Origin of the sequence: Dyella sp., assembly GCF_036568765.1 — a bacterium.
Lineage (GTDB): Bacteria > Pseudomonadota > Gammaproteobacteria > Xanthomonadales > Rhodanobacteraceae > GSA-30.
This window is the reverse complement of the sequence record NZ_DATCRY010000299.1, coordinates 1-2682: the sequence shown is the minus strand read 5'-3', so window position 1 is coordinate 2682 and position 2682 is coordinate 1. Positions and strand designations below refer to the sequence as shown.

Sequence of the window (2682 nt, the reverse complement as noted above, 5' to 3'; positions counted from 1 at the left end):
CCCATTGAATATCCTGCCGGTTCCCTGGTGCGTAAGGTCGACAGCGACGGACGCATCGCCTTTCGTGGCCGCGTTTACCGCATTTCCAAAGCGCTCACGGGCCTGCCCATCCTCCTTCAACCCGCCCCTGAGCAGGACGGGATGTTTAACGTTTTCTTCTGCCATCAACCCATCCGCCAAATCGACCTGACAGACCACGTATCCATCGACTAACCTGTTACCTATGTCTCCGAACACCTGTTACCCATGTCCCCGGTCCATACACTTCGCCGGGGGAGAGGGTTGGGGTGAGGGGGGCTCTTAACCCGTATTCTGCAACCCTTGCGCAACACCGTTCACGCAAGCCACCAGCGCCGTCAACAAGCCATCGTCGCTCTCGCCGCCTTCGCGCCAGCGCTTGAGCAGATCGACCTGCAAGAGACTCATCGGATCCACATACGGATTGCGCAAGCGAATGGAGATAGCCAATCGCGGCTCACGCTGCAGCAACTCCGTCGCCCCCTTGAGTCTCAACACCCAGTCCCGCGTCAGCTCGAACTCAGTGCGGATGAGCGTGAAATAACTCTCGTGCAAGGGGCCGGACAAACGCGAGAACGCCTCGGCAATATCCAGGTCGCATTTGGCCAGCACCATCTCCACGTCATCGAGCATATTGGCGAAGAACGGCCAATCGGTCGCCATTTCTTCCAGCAATGCTGGGCCGTCTTCGCGCGCCGATGCTTCCAGCGCCGAACCGAGCCCATACCAGCCGGTGATGATCGAACGCGTTTGTGTCCAGGCAAACACCCAGGGAATAGCACGCAGGTCTTGCACACCGCGCATGCTCCGTCGCCGCGACGGGCGTGAACCCAGGGTCATCCGTTCGATCACGTCGATCGGCGTGGCCGAACGGAAATAGGCAATGAAATCGTCGCGGTCGACGAGTGCCCGATAGGTTTCGCGACTGTCCCTGCCCAGGCGGTCCATCCGTTCGCGCCAGGCGGCTTCGCGCGGCTCGGTGTCGCGCGGACGCAAACTGGCACGCAACGTGGCGCTGACGGTCTGTTCCAGATTGCGTAGCGCCAACGCGCGGATACCGTACTTGCGATGAATGACTTCGCCCTGCTCGGTCACACGCAATACACCGTTGACCGACCCACGTGGCGAGGACATCAAGGCCGGCGCAATGCGCGCACCTCCGCGGCTGGCCGAACCGCCACGACCGTGGAAGAACGCCAGTTGCACTCCGGCCTTGGCGGCCACTTGCAACAGCTCCACCTGCGCGCGCTGCAAGCCCCAGCGCGAGGCCAGCGTTCCACCGTCCTTGCCGCTGTCGGAATAACCCAGCATGACCCACTGCCGATCGCCACGCGCGGACAGGTGACGGCGATACAAGGCGTCGTCGAGCAGTGCCTGTACCGTGGCCGGCGCATTCTTCAAATCGTCCACGGTTTCGAACAAGGGTGCGATGTCCAGTGGCACCTCCCCATCGACGACCAGACCGCCATAGCGCGCCAGCGCCATCACGGCCAGCACATCGGCCGCCGATCGCGCCATGCTGATAATGTAAAGCCCGACCGCTTCGGCACCATAGCGCCCGCGCGCATCGCGCAATGTGGCAAATACCGCGCGTAATGCAGCGGCCTGCGCATCGTCGCAATCGCCGAAACGACTGGCGCCACCGGCATAGTCGCGCAGCGCACCGACCCGCTCGGATTCGCCGCGCTCCAGCCAATCGGGGTCGCCCAGCAAGGCTGCCAGCGCTTCGTCGTGCACGCGCGAATCCTGCCGTACGTCCAGCCGCGCAAGGTGAAAACCGAAACTGCGCACACGCCAGATCAATCGCTGCACCGCGTAAGCTCCGGCGTGCAAGCCATGATGATCGATCAGGCTGTCACGGATCAGGTGCAGATCGTCGAGCAATTCCTTAGCGCAGGTATAGCCTTCCTTGTGCTGATCGTCGAGAGTGGCACGCAACCGCGCCTCGACCACCGTCAACAAGGTGCGATACGGCATGTCCGCATGACGCGGACGAACCTGCGCGGCGGCCTCGGGGAAGCGCTGGCGATAATCGTCCAGCCTGGCGGCCAGGCCGGTATCGACGGCGACGCGCCCTTCGGTCTGGCTGAGCAGACGCGCCAGCCCGGCGATATCGGCAATGTAATGTTCCAGCACATGCGCGCGCTGAGTCGACAAGCTGGCGGCGATGGTGTCGGCGCCGACATTGGGATTGCCGTCCATGTCGCCGCCGACCCAGGTGGCGAAGCTGAGCAGGCGCGGCAACGGCACGGCGACGCCATACACCGACTGCATCGCTTCGGCCAGCGATTCGTACAGGGCCGGCACGATGCGATAAATCGGGTTGGCCAGGTAAAAACCTACGTGGTGATGTTCGTCCTGTACCGTTGGCCGCAGCGGCGAGGCCTCTGCCGTCTGCCAAGCCGAATTGAGCGCCATGAAAATGCGGTCGTCGTCTTCCTTGCGTTCTTGCGGTGTACGCGTCGGATCGAAGTTATCGACCAGCGCGCGCACGATGGATTGCTCTTTCTCCAGCAACGAACGGCGTACTGCCTCGGTGGGATGCGCGGTGAATACCGGCTCGACATGCAGGCGTTGCAACCAATCGATCAACTCCTCGGCAGAGACGCCCTGCTCCTTCAGGCGCAACAGCGCATCGAGCAGGGATTCGGGCTGCGGCTTGCC

General features: G+C 62.8%; 1 protein-coding gene and 1 pseudogene. One reads left to right on the top strand and one right to left on the bottom strand.

Features of this window, described 5'->3' with window-relative positions:
* Window positions 1-213 (top strand): annotated as a pseudogene (locus tag VIM98_RS18865) (hypothetical protein); the annotation flags it as partial.
* An 87-nt stretch (window positions 214-300) separates the two neighbouring features.
* Here VIM98_RS18865 and ppc read toward each other — a convergent pair.
* Window positions 301-2682: phosphoenolpyruvate carboxylase (ppc, locus tag VIM98_RS18860; RefSeq protein WP_331994647.1), on the bottom strand; the 2382-nt coding region annotated here is incomplete at its 5' end.